Genomic DNA, 16,674 nt, shown 5'->3' on the forward strand with positions numbered 1-16,674 from the left:
GCGGATTGTGTAACAATCCATCCATGCTTCCCGCTCTCGCGATCCTCGCCGCGGCGCTGTGCTTCTCGACCACCGGCACCGCGCAGGCTCTCGCGGGGGTGGACGCATCCCCCGTGGCGGTCGGAGCCGCGCGCATCGTCGTGGGCGGCGGCATCCTGGGACTGCTCGCCCTGGCCCGGCGGCGCTCGACACCTGCGCGCGCGGCGTCGGGCGGCGTCGTGGCTTCCCGCGGTTCGCTCGCGGGCCTCATCGCCCTCGGCGCGGTCGGGGTGCTCGCGTACCAGCCGCTGTTCTTCCTCGGCACGCGCGACAACGGCGTCGCGATCGGCACGGTCGTCGCGCTCGGTTCGGCGCCCATCGCGACCGGGATCGCGGATGCCGTGCGCCTCCGTCGCGCTCCCTCGAGCCGCTGGATGCTCGCCACCGCCATCGCCCTGGCCGGAGTGATCCTCGTGTCGGGCGTCACCGGCGGAGCGGTCGCGCTGACCCCCGGCGGCCTGCTCGCGTCGGCCGGCGCGGGAATGTCGTACGCCCTCTATACGGTGTGCGGCAAGGCGCTGATCGAGAGGGGGTGGGATTCCACGCGCGTCATGGGTACCGTCTTCGGTGTGGCCGCCATCGCGAGCGCTCCCGTGCTGCTGCTCGCCGGAAGCGCCTGGCTGCTGACCCCGAACGGCCTCGCGCTCGCGGTGTGGCTGGGCGTCGTGACGACGACGATCGCGTACCTGCTGTTCGGATGGGGCCTCGCCCGCCTGAGCGCGGTGACGGTGTCGACGCTCACTTTGGCCGAGCCCTTGGCCGCGACGCTGCTCGGACTCTTCGTGCTGCACGAGCAGCTGACCCCCGTGAGCGCGGTCGGCCTGACCCTCATCGCGGTGGGTCTCGCCGTGGTGTCGACTCCCTCGCGTCGGCGTGAGGGGGTTCCGGATGCCGCGTCCCCAGCCTGACGCCCACGACGCCACGGCCGCACGGTCGAGCGCGGCCGAACGCTCCCCCGCCGACCGGGGAACACGGCCCCCGAGGAGAACGGGCACCCCGGGCCCTCGCGCGGCTGACCTGCTCGCCGACACCATCCGTGCGGCGATCCTCGCGGGTGACCTTGCGCCCGGCACGCCCCTGCGCGAAGAAGAGCTGAGCGCGACGCACCGCGTCTCACGCCATACCGCCCGCACCGCGCTCGCGACACTCACCGGCGAGCGCCTCGCGGTGGCCGAGCCCTACCGCGGAGTGCGCGTCTCGCTGCTCGACGACGACGCCCTCATCGCTCTGCAGCAGCTGCGGTGCGCCCTCGAGACCGAGGCGTTGCGGATCGTCCGCGACCGCGGCATCCGCCCGCCTGACGTCGACGCGGCTCTCGACGAGCTTGCGAGGGCGGAGGCCGCGGACGACTGGCCCGCCACGCTCGCCGCCCACGCGCGCGTGCATCTCGCGCTGGTCGACGCCGCGAGCAGTCCTCGCATCGTGGAGGAGTACCGCCGCCTCGACTCCGAGATGCACCTGCTGCTGACCCATGTGCGGCCGGCCTACGCCCCGGGCGCGCTGACCACCGAGCACCGGGCCTACGTCGCCGACGCCCTGCGCGACCCCGAACGTGCGGTGCGCGCGCACCTCGACCACTCGACGCGGGCAATCATCGACGGACGCAGCGCGCGTTCGCCCCGCATGTGACGACACATCCCGTCACGCTTCGCAACGCCCATTCGAGCGGTTCATGGCCCGCGTTAGCGTGGTCGCATCGCGGCGATCCGGGCGGTCCCGGGCCTCGGCTCATAACCGAAGGCGTGGCGGGTTCGACTCCCGCCGTCGCGTCCACGCCCCTCGACAGGGCAAGCGGGTCGGTAGGATATATCACGGAGGTATAGCCGTGACTCGAAGCTTCGATCGCAGCCGTGCGCCGCACCTCGTGCGAGCCGCGCGCCTCGACCGCAAGATGTCTCAGGCCGATCTGGCGCGAGCGGCCGGGATGAGCCAACCCAATGTGGCGGCCATCGAAAACGGGACGAGAAACCCCAGTGACGACGCCTTCGAGCGTCTTCTGCGCGCGGCTGACTACCGCCCGAGTCTCGCGCTCGAAGAGAACGCCGACGCGATCGTCGAAGCCGGTCGAAAGCACGGACTTCACGACATCCGCGTCTTCGGTTCGATCGCCACCGGGGCCGACCACTTCATGTCGGACATCAATCTCCTCACCCGCGTCGACGTCGGGCGCGGATACTTCGACATCGCCGCGTTCACCCACGCCGTCGAGGAGCTCACGGGCTTCCCAGTCGATGTGGCCGTGAACGACGACCGGCGCCCCGCCTTCCTCGACTCGGCATCGATGGTCGCGCTGTGACGGGTTCCGAGCCGCAGCGGGCCGGTGGCTTCACACGCGCGCCGCGCGCGGACCGCTCCCCCACGACCCACGCCCGCACCAACTTCCTCGAGAGCGTCGACGCGATCGATGCCTTCCTCGGGCACGCGGTGAGCGGTGGGCGGGGCGCCTTCCGACGCACCTCCGCCTCGTACGCCGCCGGCTCGATGGCGATCATCCGGGCCGCGGCGCTCTTCGAGACCGACGAGTTCGCGCCATTCGTGAGCGACACCCCCATCGAGGTCGTCACAGCCCTCCGGACGATGCGCGACATCGCATCGCGCACGGGATCCCGCGCGATGAACGACGACCTCTTCTGGGTGACCTTGACGGCCGAGCTCCCCCCGCACATCGCCGACTGGCGACGCGCGGGCGAGAAGCCCGCGTCGGGCTGACCCGCTTCGGGCCTACGCCTCCGCCTGCAGCGCTCCCCTGCGCGGGGAGGGACGCCTCTTGCGCACCTCTCGCAGCACGATCTGCTCGGGGCATACCGTCGACAGGAAATCGCCCACCGACAACGCCAAGCGCTCGCCGACGAGCGAGTACAGGATGCGGTTCGCGTCACGTCGCTCGGAGACGAGACCCGCTTGGCGCAGCACACCGAGGTGCCGAGAGATGGTGGGTCCGCTCGCCTCAAACCGCGCGGCGATCTCGCCCGCGGCCATCTCGCCGTCTTTGAGGTCTTGGAGGATCTGACGGCGCGTGGGGTGCGCGAGAGCCGCGAAGATGTCGGATGCCGCGTCGGTCACGAGTTTGAATATAGCACTGGAGCTAAATTGCGTGTAGCTTCTTCGCTAAATAGCGAAGGAGGTCCCATGGATGCGCCGACTGACACCCTGGGCCGGTGGACACCGAGCGGGCGCCCCGTGGCACCCATCCCCCGAATGGCAGCGACGATCGCACAGCGTATCCTCGTGAACTACCGGGTCGACCCCGACATCGCCCGGTCGCTCCTCCCCGACGGCATCCGCCCCCAGATCGTCGACGACAGTGCCGTGGCGGGCGTCTGCCTCATCCACCTCACCGCCTTCCGCCCCGCGTGGTTCGCTCCGGCCATCGGTCACCGGAGCCGCAACGCCGCTCACCGGATCGCGGTCGAATGGGACACGGCCGAGGGCCCGCAGACCGGCGTGTACATCCCCCGTCGCCACAGCTCGTCGATCCTCGCGCGACTCGTCGGCGGACGCGTCTTCCCCGGAACGCACGCCCCCGCGAGCGTCGACTTCCGCACCAGCACCGACGCCCTCGAGGTCCGCGTCGAGGCCGACGATCTGCGCGTCCGCGTCGACGCACGCCGGGGCGCCGGCATCCCGTTCCGCAGCAGCCTCTTCGAGACCCTCGAGGAGTCTTCGACCTTCTTCCGCAAGGATGCCGTGGGCTGGTCACCCACCCGCTCGGGTGCGCTCGAGGGACTCCGGCTCGCGACCGATGCCTGGAGGGTCGAGCCGATCGACGTCACCGCCCTCTCGTCGACCTTCTTCGACACCCTGCCCCGCGGCGCCGCGGAGTTCGACCACGCTCTTCTCATGCACGACGTGCCGACTCAGTGGAGCAGCGTTTCGCCACCCGCCACGATCTCCTGACTGCTGCCAGACTGAAAGCATGACCTCCCCCGCCCCCGAAGACGTGCCCGTCGGCAGCGAGGGCATCCGCCTCGGCCAGTTCATGAAGTTCGCCAGCATCCTCGACTCCGGCGGAGACGTCAAAGAGGCCATCATCGACGGCTACGTCGAGGTCAACGGCGAGGTCGACCGTCGCCGAGGCCGCCAGCTGCAGGTGGGCGACGTCGTGACCTTCGAGGGCCGCTCCTTCCGCGTTCAGGCCTGATCCGGCCCGACATTGGCGCGATGAGCCACCCCTCGTTACCTGAAGCGGCCCGCCCTGCTGCGCTGCAAAGCGCTTGCGCACTGTCATCCGCTCCGGAAGCGTGACCCCCATGGACAATCGCGAGAATGCCGTCGCCGCTGAAAGTTGGATCGCTCGTTACGTCCGCGCGTGGTCGACGAACGACCCGGACGACATCCGCTCCCTTTTCACGGAGGAGGCCGAGTACCGCGACGGGCCGTCGACCCCTCCGTGGGTGGGTCGCGACGCGATCGTCGACGCGTGGCTCGCTCAGAAGGACGAACCGGGAACGTGGTCGTTCACGCACGAGCTCGTCGCGGTCGACGGCGACGTCGCCGTGATCCGCGGGTGGACGGACTACCCCAACGCCACTGCGAAAGCGAGACACTACGACAACATGATGGTCATCCGGCTCGCCGAAGACGGCCGTGCCGCGCTCTTCACCGACTGGTGGGTGGCGTCGACACCATCCGATTCGTGAACGGGTCCGTTCTGCACCGCCATGTCGATGTAGTGACCCCCTCCTTCCGCGTTCAGGCCTGACCCGGCCCACACGAAAGGCCCGCCACCCCGACGGGGAAGCGGGCCTCGAACACCCCGCGCTCGTGACACGGGATGCCGCACGACTCAGTGCTCGTCGTAGTGGTCGGCGTGCAGCGCGTGACGGTGGCCGTCGTGCACGTAGTCGGCGTGGTCGTCGTGCACGACCTTCTCGTGACCGCAGTCGTCGCCGTGACGGTGCTCGTCGACGGAGTGCTCGGCGTGCGACTCGTGCTCGTCGTAGTGGTCGCCGTGCAGCGCGTGTCGATGCGTTCCGTGCACGTAGTCGAGGTGGTCGCCGTGCTCGATCTTCTCGTGGCCGCAGTCGTCGCCGTGTGCGTGCTCGTCGATCGTGTGCTCCGCGCGGGTCTCGGGCGTGCTCATTCTTCACTCCTGTGGTCTTTCGGAATCCGGACAGCGGCGGCGCGTGCCGTCCACGCCCCCCACGACACCATCACCTCCGTCTCACGACAAGAGCTTGCGACGCGGACTCACCCCGACGCAGACCGCGGTCATCCCTGTCGGCCCTTGAACCGCGGGTTCGCCTTGTTGATGACGAACACGCGCCCCCGACGTCGGACGACCTGAGCTCCTGGCTGTTTCTTCAGCGACGCCAGCGATGCGCGAACCTTCATGACATCCTCCTTGTTGATAACCGTTCTCATCTACACGATAGAGTCATTGCAGCCCCATCGACGAACGAGAGGCGGATGCCATGCCCCGAACAATCGCCATCATGGGCGTGTGCGCCCCGGAGCGCCGCGCCTACGCCGAGCACACCGCCGTCGCGCTCGCGCGCCCCCTGTACCTGCTGCGCTATGCCGACCTGCGCGTCTCGCACGCGCTCCCGCTCCCCCGCCCGCGTGCCGACGACACATCGGCGGTCGTCGACCTGGGCACCGACGTCGATCTCGTGCACGCGATCACCGCGCGGGGAGCAGCGCAGGTCGAGGCGGTGTGCGTGGTCGACGCCCGCCACATGATCGGCGACCTTCTCGACGACGCTCCCCTCGCGGCATCGGCAAGGCCCGGTGACACCCGCGGCGATGTCGGTGCGCGCGCTCGACAGGCGGCGCTGGCGCTGGAGCTGGCGACGCGCATCGTCTGGATCAACTGGGAACGCGTGCCCACCCACGCTCTCGCGGTGCAGATGGCCCTCGCCTCGCACCTGAACCCCTCCGCCATCGTGCGGCTCTCGCGCGACCCCCTGAGCGACCTGCAGTCCGAGGCCGTGCACGAAGGCGAGATGCTCGAGCGCGCCGGGTGGGTACGCGCCTTGAACGACGAGCACGACCCCTACATGCACGACAACCGCGTCTTCACGCTGCGCTACAAGCAGGTGCGGCCGTTCCACCCCGGCCGCCTGTCGACCGCGCTCGACCGCCTCGACGACGGCGCCGCCGGACGCCTCGTGCGCTCCTCGGGCTTCTGCCGGCTGGCGTCGCGGCCAGGCATCCTCGCGCGGTGGGAGCACGTCGGTTCCGCGATGTGGCTCGAACCTCTGGGAGCCGACGACGGCCGCATGGGCCTCGGACAGGAGATCGTCTTCACCGGTCTCGATCTGTCGGCCCCGCGCCTCGGACACCTCCTCGATGCCGCCGCGCTCACCGACGACGAGCTCGCCGCCGGCCCCTCCGCGTGGGTGCGCTACGACGACCCTCTTCCCGCGTGGCCCGTGGTGAGTTCTTCGATTCCGGATGCCGATGACTGACGCGGCGCGCGCACGGCTCGTGTGATTGGATCGAGGCGTGCAGCTCGAGGCCATCGACGTGATCGATCGCAAGATCATCGATCAGCTGCGCCTCGACGGCCGTCGTTCGTTCGGTCAGATCGCCCGCTACGTCGGATTGTCCGAGGCGAGCGTGCGCCAGCGGTACAAGCGGCTTCTCGACCTGGGTGTGGTGCAGGTCATCGGCATGCCGAACAGCCCCAAGCTCGGATTGCTCGAAGTGCGCCTGTCGATCCGCGTGCGCGGAACCACGGTCGACGCCGTGGCGCACGCGCTCTCGGCCCTCGCGCCCGTCAAGTACGTCGGCGCGTGCATCGGCGCCTACGACCTGATCGTCGACGTGCGCTGCGAGACGCAGACCGAGCTCACCGCGTTCCTCACCGACACCCTGCACACGATCCCCGGCATCGCCGTCGTCGACACGACGAACATCCTCGAGGTGATCAAAGACGAGTATCTGTGGTCGGGCTTCCGTGACCCGGTCGGCCGTTTGACCCGGCCGCATCCGTCTGCCGGATCGCGCCCGTCTGGGTCGTGACCGCCCCGGTGGTCCCTGCGGCGCCGGCGGATCCGCCGACGGCGCGCTGACCTGACTGGTCGCGCAGCCCGTTCCACGAGTAGTCCTTGTTCAACCGTGTCAGCACGTACTGGTCGATGGTCGTCACGCCCGGCGTGCGCCGGAGCTCATCGAGCAGCTCGACGAGCTGGGTCAGGTCGCGAGCCGTCGCTTCAAGGTAGATGTCGTGCGCTCCGGAGGTGAGCGAGACGTGCCCGATCATCGGGTTCGACGCGAGCGAACGGGCCACCTGCCGGGGGCGCAGCCCCTGCACCGACAGCATGAGGCGCACCGACTGATGCCCGAGCGTCAGCGGGTTGCACAGCGCGACGATCCGGAGGATCCCCGATGAGGTCAGTCGGCTGACGCGCGTGCGCACCGTCGCCTCTGACACTCCGACGATCGCCGCCATCTCCGTGTAGGCGCGGCGGCCGTCCTCGACGAGGAGTTCGACGAGGCGACGGTCCAGATCGTCGGCGCTCATGCTCTCATTCTCGCGCGTCGGCGCTCACCCGCGGCTCACTCGGCGTCCGACCACCGCCGCGCGGTCCGCACCATCTCGCTGTTGTCGGGGGCGATCGACCCGTCGGGGAGGGTCAGCATGTCCTCGAAACCGACGCGCACTTCGCATCCGTCCTCGATCGCCGCGCGCACGACGGGCCAGGCGGTCTGGTCATACCCGTGGTAGAGCATCGGTACCGTCACCCCCTCCTCACGCAGTGCAGCGGCGATGCGCCGCGAGTGGTCCACGGCATCCTGGATCTGCTCGTCTTCGGGCTCGATGAGGATGCGGACGTTCTCGTGGAGGGTCGGCGAGGCGAGGAGCGCGGGCACCTCGTCGATGTGCCACACCGCACTCTCGAGCACCATCCCGCGCTCGCGCACGAGCACGGCGGCCTCGGCCGCCCCCTCTTCCGAGAATGCGACGGAGGCGAAATCGGGGAGCCACTCCTCGGGCCACTCCGCGATCAGGCGCATCCGCTCCTCGTGTCCCGAACACGTCCACAGCCCTGTGGTGGTTCCGACGACGATGCCGGGATCACGTTCCCGGATGCCGCGCACCATGCGGGCGATCTCGTCGGGCGCGATCGTCTGGGCGCCGTCGTCGGTGCGCGCATGGGCGTGCACGACATCGGCTCCGGCACGCACGGCCGCGACCGCGGCATCCGCGATCTGCTCGACGGTGAGCGGAATGGCGGAGTGTTCGTCGCGCGAGCGACCTCCGTTGATGGCGGCCTTGATGAGCATGGTTCTCCTGCGCTTTCGCTGTCGTCGTCAGTGGCCGGTGAGGGCGTCGAGCATGGCCGTCGCACCCGTCAGCTCGCCCAGGCGACCGCCCGCGCGCAGCTGTGCGACGAGCTCGGGCTCTTCGGCGTCGTCGTCGAGCGCGGTGTCGATCAACGCGGCGACCGTCGCCGCCGCAGCGATGAACACCCCGTTGCGATCGGCCAGCACGACGTCGCCGGGCTGCACCGGCACGCCGCCGCACGTGACCGCGATGTTGTGGCCACCGGCATCCACCCCCAGCAGCTTCGTGGTCAGCACGCTCGTGCCCCGCGCGTAGACGGGGATGCCGAACGCCTCCACTTCGTCGAGGTCGGTGACGACACCGTCGACGACGATTCCGGCCGCTCCGCGGATGCTGAGAGCGGCCGCGAGAACCTCGCCCACCGGTGCGTGCCGCACGTCTCCCCCGGTGTCGATGACGAACACGTCACCCGGCTCGCACCAGCCCGCGGCGTGATGGAGCGCGGTGGAGTCCTGCGCGGTGAGGCGCACCGTGACGGCACGCCCGACGACCCGACGATCGCCGGTCTGTCGACGGATCTCAGGGTCGACGAAGCCTTCCTCGAGGTAGTGGCCGAGGGTCGGGAATGACACGCGTTCGAGTTTCGCAACGAGGTCGGGGTCGAGGGCGGACGGCGTCGGGCCGGAGGTGTAGGGCATGGATCAGTCCAGGAGGGAGAGGTGGGCGGAGAGGCGGCGATTCGACAGCGCGGGCAGCGCGTCGCGCACCTCGGCGATGCGATCGAGCGAGACGGGCACGATGCCGATCGCGCGACCGGTGGCGGGCAGGTGCGCCTGCTCGACCCCGAGGGGGTCGATGACGAGGCTCGTGCCGATGCAGTCGGGCGAGGATGATCCGGATGCCAGCACCCAGCACGTGTTCTCGATCGCGCGAGCGGTGAGCAGGGTGGTCCAGTGCTCGACCTTGCGGTGACCGGCGACCCAGGCCGCCGACACGCTGAGCACGTCGGCGCCGCGCGAGACGAGGTCGCGCGCCAGCTCGGGGAAGCGCAGGTCGTAGCAGTTGACCAGTCCGACGGCCACGCCGTCGATCAGCACGAGCGGCGGCAGCTCGTGCCCGGCGGTGACGTAATCGGATTCGCGATAGGTGAAGGCGTCGTAGAGGTGCAGCTTGCGGTACACGTCGACCAACTCGCCGCGCGGGTTGACGACGACGAGGGTGTTGAAGGGTCGCTCGGAGCCACTGGGCTCGTAGCCCCCGGCGATGATCCACAGATCGTGCCGCATGGCGAGTTCCGACAGGTGCGCGAGGAACGCGGGCCACTCTCGGGCGACGACGTCTGCACGCTCCGACGCGTCGATCTCGCCTGCGACGAGCATCGCCTCCTCGGGCAGCACGAGCAGACGCACTCCCTCGGCCGACGCGTCGGCGGCGAGCGCGGTGACCTCGTCGCGGTTGTGAGCGGCGTCGGTGGTGGGAGCCATCTGCCCCACGGCGGCCAGCAGGACCGGGTTCATGCGAGCTCTCCCGTCGGGATGACACGACTGTCGGACGGATGCCATGACACCGTCACGCGCGCACCATCGGCCGTCGCCGCGAGGGCCCGGGCGGCGTCGCCGCTCGGCACCGAGGCAGACAGGACGATGCCCGAATCGAGCGCGAGGTGCGAGATCCACTCGTCGCCGAGGAAAACGCGTTGCGTGAGCGTCGCCGGCAGGTGGACGCCGCCCTCGGTACGAGCACCGTCGGGGAGCACGCGTACCCGCTCGGGACGCACCGCGAGGGTGAGGGGCGTCCCCGGCGCGGCGTCCGGGATCTCGTCCACCGGCACCTCGCCCACGCCGGGGATCGTGAAGCGGCCGGTCGCGGCATCCGCGACACCGTCGATGAGATTGCAGCTGCCGATGAACCCCGCCACGAACCGCGACGCCGGGGTGTCGTAGATCTCGGTCGGCGTTCCGATCTGCTGGATGCGCCCCTCCGACATGACCGCGATACGGTCCGACATCGTCAGCGCCTCCTCCTGATCGTGGGTGACGTAGATGAACGTGATGCCGACCTCACGCTGCATGCGCTTGAGCTCGAATTGCATCTCTTTGCGCAGCTTCTGATCGAGCGCACCGAGCGGCTCGTCGAGCAGCACGACGGCGGGGCGCCCGACGACGGCGCGGGCGAGGGCGACGCGCTGACGCTGACCGCCGCTCAGCGCCGCGGGCTTGCGGTCGGCGAACGCGCTCAACCGAACGAGCTCGAGCGCAGCGCGGACGCGGTCGTCGATCTCGCGCTTCGGAGTGCGGCGCACGCGCAGCTCGAAGGCGACGTTCTCGTAGACGCTGAGGTGCGGGAACAGCGCGTAGCTCTGGAACAGCATGTTCAGATCGCGCTGACGGGTGGCGACACCGTCGACGTTGCGGCCGTCGAGCTCGATCGAGCCGGCGGTCGGCGTTTCGAACCCCGTGATCATGCGCATGAGTGTCGTCTTGCCGCAGCCGGACGGGCCCAGGATGCTGAAGAACTCGTTCTGCGCGATGTCGAGGTCGAGAGGGTCGACGACGCGGTTGGCGCCGAACGACTTGGTGAGGCCCCGCAGGCGCACGGCCGGGGCGGGGCCCGTGGCCGGCGCAGTGCCGGCCACGGGGCTGTCGATCGTCATGGGGCTCATTTCGGTCTCAGATCACGAGGCGCGGAGGCGGGTCCAGCCGTCCTGGAAGTACGACAGAGCCGCGCCCGGGTCGACGATGAATTCCGACTTCGTAAGGGAGTCAGCGGGGGCGTAGATCGCCGGGTTGCTCACGAGGCTCTGGTCCTTGACGAGCTCGAGCGCCCCGGCGTTGGTGGAGGCCAACGACGCGTCGTCGGTGAGCAGGGCTGCCACCTCGGGACGAAGGGTGTAGTTGAGCCACTTGTACGCGGCATCCGTGTTGCTCGTGCCCTCGACGACCGAGAAGCTGTCGGTCCAGAGCGTGCCGCCCTCTTCGGGGATGATGTAGTGCACGTCGGAGTTGGCCATGACCGCCTTCGCCGCGGTCGTGCCGCTGTACGCCTCGGCGATGCACGCATCGCCCGACCCGACGAGGTCGGCGTAGTTCTGACTGTTGTATCCGGCGAGGAGCGGCTTCTGTTCGATGAGCTTCTGCGTGGCCTTCTCGATGTCGTCCTGGCTCGTGGTGGTGGCGCTGAGTCCCTCGACCTGGAGTCCGGCGATGTAGGCCGAGAGCATGTTGTCGAGCATGTAGATCTTGCCGCTGTACGCGGGGTCCCACATGTCGGCCCAGCCCGTGATCTCCTTGCCGGTGCAGGCCTGGTTGTACAGGATGCCGGTGGTGCCCCAGGCCCACGGAATGGCGTGCGCGTTGTCGGGGTCGAATGAGGGGTCGACGAACTTCTCGGCCAGGTTGTCGAAGCCCTCGAGCTTGCTCTTGTCGATCTGCGCGACGAGGTTGCGGTCGACGAGCAGCTGGACGGCGTACTGGCTGGGCTCGACGATGTCGTACCCCGAGTTCCCCGCGGCGAGCTTGGAGATCATCGTCTCGTTGCTGTCGAAGGTGTCGACGGTGACCGTGATGCCGGTCTCCTTCTCGAAGCCCGAGATGACGGAGTCGGGGATCTCACCCGCCCAGGCGTAGATGCTGAGCGACGAGGAACCGCCGCCCGCGGAGTCGGTGCCGGCGCCGGAGGCGCAAGCGGTGAGTGCGGAGAGGACGCCGACGGCGAGGACCGCACCGACGGCCCGGTGACGCGTGTTCATGGGTGCCTGCTTTCGTGGTGGGTGGAGCGCATGTTTCGGGTGATGCCTGAGTCCGACGTCGTCGTCGGCCCGCTCAGGCGGCGGGAGTGGGAGGGCCGGCGAGGATGCGGCGCATCTGTGAGACGCCGACGACGAGGATGAGGCCGAGAGTGGCGAGCACGAGGAGCGTCCCGAGCGCGTTCAGCTCGGGGGTGAGCCCCGTGCGGAGCGTGCTGTAGATGCGCAGCGGGAGCGTCGTCGTACCGACACCCGAGGTGAAGGTCGACACGACGATGTTCGAGAACGACGTCGCGAAGCTCAGCAGGAACGCCGCCATGAGCGAGGGACGCAGCAGAGGCAGGATGACGCGGGCGAAGGTCTGCCAGGGACTCGCGCCGAGGTCAGCCGCCGCTTCGCCCAGGCTCGGATCGAGCGTGCTCATGGCGCCGACCAGGACCAGGGTCGACAGCGGCAGCGTGATCACGACGTGGCCGAGGATGAGCGTCGCGTAACCGGTCGGAATGCCGGCGCTCGAGAAGATCGTCAGCAGCGAGACGCCCAGCACGATCTCGGGGACGATCAGCGGAATGAGGATCGCGGCGAGGAACACGGCGCGACCACGGACGCGGAATCGCACCAGTCCGTACGCGGAGAGCAGACCGATGATCGTCGAGAGCACGGCGGCGGCGAGACCGACGACGAGGCTCGTGCGCAGCGCATCGCCCAGCATTCGATCGCCGAAGAGCTCGGCGTACCACCGCAGAGTCAGGCCGTCGAAGCGGTACCCGACCTCCGAGGCGTTGAACGAGTAGACGATGACGGCGGCGATCGGGATGTAGAGGAAGACGAAGACCGCGCCGGCGATCCAGGAGATGATGCGGTCCATCACGAGGCCTTCCGAGAGGTGCGCAGGCGGGCGAGAAGAGCAGCGACGACGATCGTCAGCAACATGAGGGCGAGCACCACCATCGAGAGGGCCGCTCCGAGGGGTTCGTTTCGGAACTCGGTGAACAGCGTCACGATCAGGTTCCCCACGAGCGGGTCCTTGCCGCCGCCGAGGAGGACGGGGATCACGAAGACCCCCAGGGTGGGCACGAAGGTCAGCACCACTGCCGAGACGATCCCCGGTGTGGCCAGCGGGATGAACACCCGCAGGTGCGTCTGGACCGCCGTGGCGCCGAGGTCGGATGCCGCCTCACGCAGGGCCGGATCGACCGCCCGCAGCGAGGCGTAGATCGGGAAGACCGCCACGGGGAGGAACGCATACAGCAGCGACAGCGTCACGGCGAGCTGCGAGGGGACGAGCGAGGTCGCGTCGATACCCACCGCGCGGAGCAGCGGGATGAGAGGGCCCCCCGATCCGAGCAACGTGATCCAGGCGAAGGTGCGGACGAGGAAGTCGGTGAGGAACGGGATGATGACGAGAACGAGCAATACGGGCTGCGTGCGGGCCGACCGTGTGGCGATGAAGTAGGCGACGATGTAGCCCACGACCACGCACACGATCGCATTGAGTGCGGCCATGCCAAGGCTGTACCCCAACGTCTTCGCGTACACGGGGTCGAGGAGTTTCGCGTAGTTGTCGAGCGTGAAGCCTCCGAGGGTGCCGCCGAGCGGGTCGCTGATGGCTAAGCTGTCGCGCAGGATGACCAGGGTCGGCACGATCACCAGCAAGACGATCACGATGGTCGCGGGCAGCAGCAGCAGGTATCCAGCGACCGCGCTGGGGCGGCGAATGCGGGGCGGCTCGGTCTGCGCGCGGCGTGTCTGCGTGAAGGTGGTCATGGCGTTTCCTCGTGTTCAGGTGTCGTCCATCCTGGAACGGGTGAGCACGCATCCGATCGGCGACCTTCCTCGAATCGCGCGGCCCGGACGTTTCTCGTTGACGCGTTTCGCAGCACCTCGGCCGCGACGATCACCCGCACAGGTTTACCGGGGCGACGATCACCCGCACAGGTTTACCGGGGCGCTGCCACACCGGGGCAAACGGTCGGCCCCGCCGCATCGCGATTCGCAGGGCAGAGCATCGGCTCGGGACGGGTACACGCGGCCGACGTGCGCCTGTCAACCCGGTCCGACCGACGCCTCCTCAGGAGCACCGTGGAGCGATGAGCACTCCTGACATCCCCACCCGCCACTCCGATGACGCCCGCGCCGACGCGGCCGCCCCCACCGACGCGGTCACCGATGAGGTCCGCGAAGACGCCGCCCAGGCCGAAGAGAACGTGAACCTCGACGACCACACCGGCGAGACCCTCGAGGGCGACGCGGCTCCGGCCGACGACCCGGGTTTCCCCGCCGCTGAGGGCCACGCCTGACGGCACCCCTCACGGCGAGCACAACCCTCACGGCGAGCGCGACCCTCCCTCGAGGGGCCCCTTGCCCTCCAGCGCCTGTCGACCGGCTACGCGATGCGCGTGCCGGGCGGCAGGCGCTTGGCCGGTGTGCGCGTGCGCGCGACGCCCCAGGCCATGAGCCCGGCCGCGATGAGCAGCTGCACGAGCAGACCGACGAACCAGCTCGGTGCTGTTCCCCGCACCTGTTCCTCGGTCGTCGGGTAGGGGTCGCTCGCGTTCCACCCGCGGGCATCGCATCCGTCATACGAGGTCTGCTGCTCCGGAGGGATCTGCGCGAGGCGCACGCCCGAGGCGATCTGCGAGAACAGGTCGCTGGGGTACCCGTTGTCGTATGTCGGGGGCGTGGCATCCGCGAGGATCACGAACGGATTCGCGGCGAGCACCCACCAGACCCGGTCGAAACGCGCCACCTCGAACGAGTTGGTCGTGGTCTCAGTGCACTCGAGTTCGTCGAACGACGGGCACCCCTCGGCGCGCACGTCGGCCCACGGATCGCAGGTCGGCGGGAGCGCGCTGTAATCGAAATCGCGCGTCACCGTCGTCTGGGTGGTCCGCAGCGCGGTCCCCCCGAGCCAGAAGGCGAGAAGCGTGCCGATGGTCAGCGCGGCGATGATCAGGTAGGTGCTCGCGACCGAGAAGAGGGGCCGGGCGACGATGGCGCTGAGTCCCACCCCGATCGCCGCGACTATCCCGACCTCGATGATCAGGATGCCGAGGGAGGTGATGATGACCGTCGGATTGAGGCGACCCGCGAGCGTGGCGACCGCGAGGAAGGGCAGCGCGACCAGCAGGAACGCGAGACCCGAGACCCACGCCGCGAGGAACTTGCCGACCACGATCTCGCTCGTGGTCGCCAGTGTCACCTGCACGGGGGCGAGGGTCGCCGCGTCGCGATCCCCGTTGACCGCGCTTCCGCTGAGCGTGGGCGACACCAGCAGCGTCAGCAGCAGCACGAGCATGATGATGAGCGAGAAGAACCAGTCGTTGCCGCCGCTCAACAGCGAGAACGCCGCAAACGACAGCGCGAGCATGCCGATCAGGACGACCGCGAACACGGCCAGCAGGACGTACCAGGCGACCGAGCGCACGCGTTGACGCAGCTCGATGCCGATGATGGTTCCGAGGCGGTGGAGGTTCATGCCGGGCTCCCGTCGTCAGGGCGGGTGTCGGGCGCGTGCGGCGGAGCCCACCCCGCGTGCGGATCGGCCGGTGGCGGGTCGACGGGCCCGCTCGGGGCGCCCGTGGGGCCGGCGTGCCCCGACGCCCGCAGATCGAGGAACGCATGCTCGAGGTCTCCGACGGCCGGAGCGAACTCCACGATCGGCAACCCGGCCGCGATCAGAGCCCGAAGGCCCGCGACGGCCGCGGCCTCGTCGGCGAAGGGCACGAGGAGGTCGCGCCGGTCGGCGGCGACGTCGTCGAACGCGCGGCCGAGGGTTGCGGCGACCTGCGCACGATCCGCCTCGAGCGAGCGCGAGGCGTCGGCCACCGCTCGCAGGCGCCACACGCGCGTCCGCGTGGCTGCCGCGGCGACGCGCTCTCCGGCCACCGTGCGACCGTCGACGAGGAAGACGGCGTCGTCGACGACCTCTTCGAGCTCCGAGAGCACGTGGCTCGAGATGAGCACGGTGCGCCCCTCGGCCGCCAACCGCCGCAGCAGCTCGCGCAGCGCGATGCGCGACTGCGGGTCGAGACCCGACGCGGGTTCGTCGAGCAGCAGCACCTGCGGGTCGTGCACCAGCGCGCGGGCGAGCGCGAGGCGCTGCTTCTGCCCGCGGGAAAGCACCCGCGCCGGAGCACCCGCGAGAGCGGCGAGGTCGACGAGCCCGAGCAACTGGTCGGCACGGGCACGGGCGTCGTCACGCGCGAGGTCGTAGAGCTGGCCGGTGGCCACGAGCACCTCGCGGGCCGTCAGGCTCGGCCAGGCGCCGAGTGAGTCCGGCATCCACCCGAGAAGACGGCGCGCGCCGGCGGGGTCGGCGACCGGATCGACACCGCCGATGCTCATCCGCCCCGCGTCGGGTCGCAGCAACGACGCGAGCATGAGCATGAGCGTCGTCTTGCCCGAGCCGTTCGGCCCGACCAGTCCGGTCACCCGCCCTGGCGCCGCTCGGAAGGTGACCTCCTGCACCGCGTGCACCGCACCGAACGACCGTCTGACCCCCGCGACGTCGATCCCCACATCCATGGCCCCCACCATAGGGGCGGCTTCCCGAGACGACCGGGCGAATTCCGCTCGGCGACGGACGAATCGCGCAGGCAGCCCACGACGGCGCCCGTGCCCACCCGGACCGCCCGGCCGGAATGCGTGATCGACG

23 protein-coding genes and 1 tRNA gene are annotated in these 16,674 nt (G+C 69.6%); 11 read left to right on the forward strand and 13 right to left on the reverse strand.

Annotated elements, in window-relative coordinates; translation table 11 throughout:
• Positions 1-23: 23 nt before the first annotated feature.
• The 5 genes from RWH43_RS02440 to RWH43_RS02460 all read left to right on the forward strand — a co-directional run bounded on the left by RWH43_RS02440 (position 24) and on the right by RWH43_RS02460 (position 2,748).
• Positions 24-947 (forward strand): DMT family transporter, encoded by a 924-nt coding sequence (locus RWH43_RS02440; RefSeq protein WP_316000591.1) that lies wholly within the window; start codon positions 24-26, stop codon positions 945-947.
• Positions 928-1,668 (forward strand): GntR family transcriptional regulator, encoded by a 741-nt coding sequence (locus RWH43_RS02445; protein ID WP_316000592.1) that lies wholly within the window; start codon positions 928-930, stop codon positions 1,666-1,668. Before RWH43_RS02440 ends, RWH43_RS02445 begins: the two co-directional genes overlap by 20 nt.
• Before the next feature lie 68 nt (positions 1,669-1,736).
• Positions 1,737-1,812, forward strand: a tRNA-Met gene (locus tag RWH43_RS02450).
• A gap of 52 nt (positions 1,813-1,864) precedes the next feature.
• Positions 1,865-2,335 carry a helix-turn-helix domain-containing protein gene (locus RWH43_RS02455; RefSeq protein WP_316000593.1) on the forward strand — a complete coding sequence of 157 codons (471 nt, stop codon included), beginning with the start codon at positions 1,865-1,867 and terminating at the stop codon, positions 2,333-2,335.
• Positions 2,332-2,748, forward strand: coding sequence for an antitoxin (locus tag RWH43_RS02460; RefSeq protein WP_316000594.1), 417 nt, complete (start codon positions 2,332-2,334; stop codon positions 2,746-2,748). Before RWH43_RS02455 ends, RWH43_RS02460 begins: the two co-directional genes overlap by 4 nt.
• A gap of 12 nt (positions 2,749-2,760) precedes the next feature.
• On the opposite strand, the gene RWH43_RS02465 is transcribed toward RWH43_RS02460, so the two are convergent.
• Positions 2,761-3,102: a metalloregulator ArsR/SmtB family transcription factor gene (locus tag RWH43_RS02465; RefSeq protein ID WP_316000595.1), complete on the reverse strand. Its 342-nt coding sequence runs from the start codon at positions 3,100-3,102 to the stop codon at positions 2,761-2,763.
• A 66-nt stretch (positions 3,103-3,168) separates the two neighbouring features.
• On the opposite strand from RWH43_RS02465, the gene RWH43_RS02470 reads away from it, so the two are divergent.
• The 3 genes from RWH43_RS02470 to RWH43_RS02480 all read left to right on the forward strand — a co-directional run bounded on the left by RWH43_RS02470 (position 3,169) and on the right by RWH43_RS02480 (position 4,679).
• On the forward strand, positions 3,169-3,936 hold the full coding sequence (locus tag RWH43_RS02470; protein WP_316000596.1) for a DUF2071 domain-containing protein: 768 nt from the start codon (positions 3,169-3,171) through the stop codon (positions 3,934-3,936).
• Between the two features lie 19 nt (positions 3,937-3,955).
• A complete protein-coding gene (locus tag RWH43_RS02475; protein WP_144829382.1) occupies positions 3,956-4,180 on the forward strand; it encodes an RNA-binding S4 domain-containing protein in 225 nt (74 codons plus the stop codon).
• 109 nt (positions 4,181-4,289) lie between these two features.
• The gene (locus RWH43_RS02480) at positions 4,290-4,679 is read left to right on the forward strand and encodes a nuclear transport factor 2 family protein (protein ID WP_144829385.1); all 390 of its coding nucleotides are present in this window, start codon (positions 4,290-4,292) and stop codon (positions 4,677-4,679) included.
• Positions 4,680-4,825: 146 nt separating this feature from the next.
• On the opposite strand, the gene RWH43_RS02485 is transcribed toward RWH43_RS02480, so the two are convergent.
• Both RWH43_RS02485 and ykgO read right to left on the reverse strand, forming a co-directional pair.
• A complete protein-coding gene (locus tag RWH43_RS02485) occupies positions 4,826-5,122 on the reverse strand; it encodes a hypothetical protein (protein ID WP_316000597.1) in 297 nt (98 codons plus the stop codon).
• 128 nt (positions 5,123-5,250) lie between these two features.
• The gene (gene ykgO, locus RWH43_RS02490) at positions 5,251-5,373 is read right to left on the reverse strand and encodes a type B 50S ribosomal protein L36 (protein WP_144829392.1); all 123 of its coding nucleotides are present in this window, start codon (positions 5,371-5,373) and stop codon (positions 5,251-5,253) included.
• Between the two features lie 80 nt (positions 5,374-5,453).
• On the opposite strand from ykgO, the gene RWH43_RS02495 reads away from it, so the two are divergent.
• On the forward strand, positions 5,454-6,449 hold the full coding sequence (locus RWH43_RS02495; RefSeq protein ID WP_316000598.1) for a GTP-binding protein: 996 nt from the start codon (positions 5,454-5,456) through the stop codon (positions 6,447-6,449).
• Positions 6,450-6,486: 37 nt separating this feature from the next.
• Positions 6,487-7,005: an Lrp/AsnC family transcriptional regulator gene (locus RWH43_RS02500; RefSeq protein WP_230704209.1), complete on the forward strand. Its 519-nt coding sequence runs from the start codon at positions 6,487-6,489 to the stop codon at positions 7,003-7,005.
• On the opposite strand, the gene RWH43_RS02505 is transcribed toward RWH43_RS02500, so the two are convergent.
• From RWH43_RS02505 to RWH43_RS02540, 8 genes are all read right to left on the reverse strand, one after another.
• Complete coding sequence (locus tag RWH43_RS02505; protein WP_316000599.1) at positions 6,911-7,507, reverse strand: Lrp/AsnC family transcriptional regulator; 597 nt, start codon at positions 7,505-7,507, stop codon at positions 6,911-6,913. The genes RWH43_RS02500 and RWH43_RS02505 overlap by 95 nt on opposite strands.
• 35 nt (positions 7,508-7,542) lie before the next feature.
• Complete coding sequence (locus RWH43_RS02510; RefSeq protein ID WP_316000600.1) at positions 7,543-8,271, reverse strand: 3-keto-5-aminohexanoate cleavage protein; 729 nt, start codon at positions 8,269-8,271, stop codon at positions 7,543-7,545.
• A gap of 27 nt (positions 8,272-8,298) precedes the next feature.
• Positions 8,299-8,970 carry an RraA family protein gene (locus RWH43_RS02515; protein ID WP_144829404.1) on the reverse strand — a complete coding sequence of 224 codons (672 nt, stop codon included), beginning with the start codon at positions 8,968-8,970 and terminating at the stop codon, positions 8,299-8,301.
• A gap of 3 nt (positions 8,971-8,973) precedes the next feature.
• The gene (locus RWH43_RS02520; protein WP_260979683.1) at positions 8,974-9,789 is read right to left on the reverse strand and encodes a carbon-nitrogen hydrolase family protein; all 816 of its coding nucleotides are present in this window, start codon (positions 9,787-9,789) and stop codon (positions 8,974-8,976) included.
• Positions 9,786-10,925 (reverse strand): ABC transporter ATP-binding protein, encoded by a 1,140-nt coding sequence (locus RWH43_RS02525; protein ID WP_230704206.1) that lies wholly within the window; start codon positions 10,923-10,925, stop codon positions 9,786-9,788. Before RWH43_RS02525 ends, RWH43_RS02520 begins: the two co-directional genes overlap by 4 nt.
• Before the next feature lie 21 nt (positions 10,926-10,946).
• On the reverse strand, positions 10,947-12,020 hold the full coding sequence (locus RWH43_RS02530) for an ABC transporter substrate-binding protein (RefSeq protein ID WP_144829411.1): 1,074 nt from the start codon (positions 12,018-12,020) through the stop codon (positions 10,947-10,949).
• Positions 12,021-12,093: 73 nt separating this feature from the next.
• A complete protein-coding gene (locus tag RWH43_RS02535; RefSeq protein WP_316000601.1) occupies positions 12,094-12,885 on the reverse strand; it encodes an ABC transporter permease in 792 nt (263 codons plus the stop codon).
• Complete coding sequence (locus tag RWH43_RS02540; protein ID WP_316000602.1) at positions 12,885-13,784, reverse strand: ABC transporter permease; 900 nt, start codon at positions 13,782-13,784, stop codon at positions 12,885-12,887. Before RWH43_RS02540 ends, RWH43_RS02535 begins: the two co-directional genes overlap by 1 nt.
• A 323-nt stretch (positions 13,785-14,107) precedes the next feature.
• Between RWH43_RS02540 and RWH43_RS02545 the strand changes: the two genes are divergently transcribed.
• Complete coding sequence (locus RWH43_RS02545; protein WP_251504960.1) at positions 14,108-14,317, forward strand: hypothetical protein; 210 nt, start codon at positions 14,108-14,110, stop codon at positions 14,315-14,317.
• An 86-nt stretch (positions 14,318-14,403) separates the two neighbouring features.
• Here the strand turns inward: RWH43_RS02545 and RWH43_RS02550 are convergent, their stop codons facing one another.
• Together RWH43_RS02550 and RWH43_RS02555 are read right to left on the reverse strand one after the other, a co-directional pair.
• Positions 14,404-15,495, reverse strand: a complete 1,092-nt coding sequence (locus tag RWH43_RS02550) for an ABC transporter permease (RefSeq protein ID WP_316000603.1) — start codon at positions 15,493-15,495, stop codon at positions 14,404-14,406.
• Entirely contained in the window at positions 15,492-16,544 is a 1,053-nt protein-coding gene (locus tag RWH43_RS02555; RefSeq protein ID WP_316000604.1) for an ABC transporter ATP-binding protein, read from the reverse strand. The genes RWH43_RS02550 and RWH43_RS02555 overlap by 4 nt, the downstream gene beginning before the upstream one ends.
• Positions 16,545-16,674: the final 130 nt, after the last annotated feature.

It is taken from the genome of Microbacterium algihabitans (genome assembly GCF_032464975.1).
Lineage (GTDB): Bacteria > Actinomycetota > Actinomycetes > Actinomycetales > Microbacteriaceae > Microbacterium > Microbacterium algihabitans.

What these genes read in the sequence shown, in the direction of transcription:
- RWH43_RS02440 (WP_316000591.1), top strand. Translation starts at nt 24, where the DNA reads ATGCTTCCCGCTCTCGCGATCCTCGCCGCGGCGCTGTGCTTCTCGACC.
- RWH43_RS02445 (WP_316000592.1), top strand. Translation starts at nt 928, where the DNA reads ATGCCGCGTCCCCAGCCTGACGCCCACGACGCCACGGCCGCACGGTCG.
- RWH43_RS02535 (WP_316000601.1), bottom strand. Translation starts at nt 12,885, where the DNA reads ATGGACCGCATCATCTCCTGGATCGCCGGCGCGGTCTTCGTCTTCCTC.
- RWH43_RS02510 (WP_316000600.1), bottom strand. Translation starts at nt 8,271, where the DNA reads ATGCTCATCAAGGCCGCCATCAACGGAGGTCGCTCGCGCGACGAACAC.
- RWH43_RS02505 (WP_316000599.1), bottom strand. Translation starts at nt 7,507, where the DNA reads ATGAGCGCCGACGATCTGGACCGTCGCCTCGTCGAACTCCTCGTCGAG.
- RWH43_RS02520 (WP_260979683.1), bottom strand. Translation starts at nt 9,789, where the DNA reads ATGAACCCGGTCCTGCTGGCCGCCGTGGGGCAGATGGCTCCCACCACC.
- RWH43_RS02530 (WP_144829411.1), bottom strand. Translation starts at nt 12,020, where the DNA reads ATGAACACGCGTCACCGGGCCGTCGGTGCGGTCCTCGCCGTCGGCGTC.
- RWH43_RS02525 (WP_230704206.1), bottom strand. Translation starts at nt 10,925, where the DNA reads ATGACGATCGACAGCCCCGTGGCCGGCACTGCGCCGGCCACGGGCCCC.
- RWH43_RS02545 (WP_251504960.1), top strand. Translation starts at nt 14,108, where the DNA reads ATGAGCACTCCTGACATCCCCACCCGCCACTCCGATGACGCCCGCGCC.
- RWH43_RS02475 (WP_144829382.1), top strand. Translation starts at nt 3,956, where the DNA reads ATGACCTCCCCCGCCCCCGAAGACGTGCCCGTCGGCAGCGAGGGCATC.
- RWH43_RS02480 (WP_144829385.1), top strand. Translation starts at nt 4,290, where the DNA reads ATGGACAATCGCGAGAATGCCGTCGCCGCTGAAAGTTGGATCGCTCGT.
- RWH43_RS02555 (WP_316000604.1), bottom strand. Translation starts at nt 16,544, where the DNA reads ATGGATGTGGGGATCGACGTCGCGGGGGTCAGACGGTCGTTCGGTGCG.
- RWH43_RS02550 (WP_316000603.1), bottom strand. Translation starts at nt 15,495, where the DNA reads ATGAACCTCCACCGCCTCGGAACCATCATCGGCATCGAGCTGCGTCAA.
- ykgO (WP_144829392.1), bottom strand. Translation starts at nt 5,373, where the DNA reads ATGAAGGTTCGCGCATCGCTGGCGTCGCTGAAGAAACAGCCAGGAGCT.
- RWH43_RS02495 (WP_316000598.1), top strand. Translation starts at nt 5,454, where the DNA reads ATGCCCCGAACAATCGCCATCATGGGCGTGTGCGCCCCGGAGCGCCGC.
- RWH43_RS02470 (WP_316000596.1), top strand. Translation starts at nt 3,169, where the DNA reads ATGGATGCGCCGACTGACACCCTGGGCCGGTGGACACCGAGCGGGCGC.
- RWH43_RS02540 (WP_316000602.1), bottom strand. Translation starts at nt 13,784, where the DNA reads ATGACCACCTTCACGCAGACACGCCGCGCGCAGACCGAGCCGCCCCGC.
- RWH43_RS02515 (WP_144829404.1), bottom strand. Translation starts at nt 8,970, where the DNA reads ATGCCCTACACCTCCGGCCCGACGCCGTCCGCCCTCGACCCCGACCTC.
- RWH43_RS02485 (WP_316000597.1), bottom strand. Translation starts at nt 5,122, where the DNA reads ATGAGCACGCCCGAGACCCGCGCGGAGCACACGATCGACGAGCACGCA.